At 33.1% G+C, this 423-nt stretch carries 1 protein-coding gene and 1 pseudogene; both read right to left on the bottom strand.

Features of this window, described 5'->3' with window-relative positions:
- Window positions 1-63: pseudogene (locus ACFIK8_RS11250) on the bottom strand (disulfide bond formation protein B); the annotation flags it as partial.
- Between the two features lie 10 nt (window positions 64-73).
- Window positions 74-220 (bottom strand): DUF5993 family protein, encoded by a 147-nt coding sequence (locus tag ACFIK8_RS11245; protein ID WP_375669474.1) that lies wholly within the window; start codon window positions 218-220, stop codon window positions 74-76.
- Window positions 221-423 lie beyond the last annotated feature (203 nt).

Genomic DNA, 423 nt, shown 5'->3' with positions numbered 1-423 from the left:
AATAAGTCCTAACACATTCATAAATGTAACGAAATGATGGTTTTTTTGTTCGACATGTCTCATGAATATTCTCTCAAAAAGACAAGTTTAAATTGATATGATGATTCAAAGTAAGAAGAGTAACAATGAACAAAACGGCCCAGAAAGCATAACTTATGTTTTCTTTGCCATAGATAGTCGTTATTGCTGTGCTTAGAGCGATTAAAAACGGCAGAAACATGTAAAATCTCCTTATTTAACGACAGTAATTTATCGAAAAATTAGGCAAAAAAGTGGCGAATCACTTAATTTATTCACAACCATTCTTCTTTCCTATGACTCTGGAAAAAACAATGACGAGAGAGGCTTTTAAAATGAGTTTCAAGAAAGGTATTTGAGCGCGCTCTGCCTTTTCCAGTAAGAAAAAGAAGATATTTTCACCCT

This window comes from Bartonella sp. MR168JLCBS (assembly GCF_042194175.1).
Note: the sequence above shows the minus strand (reverse complement) of the source record. Positions and strands in the feature narration are given on the sequence as shown.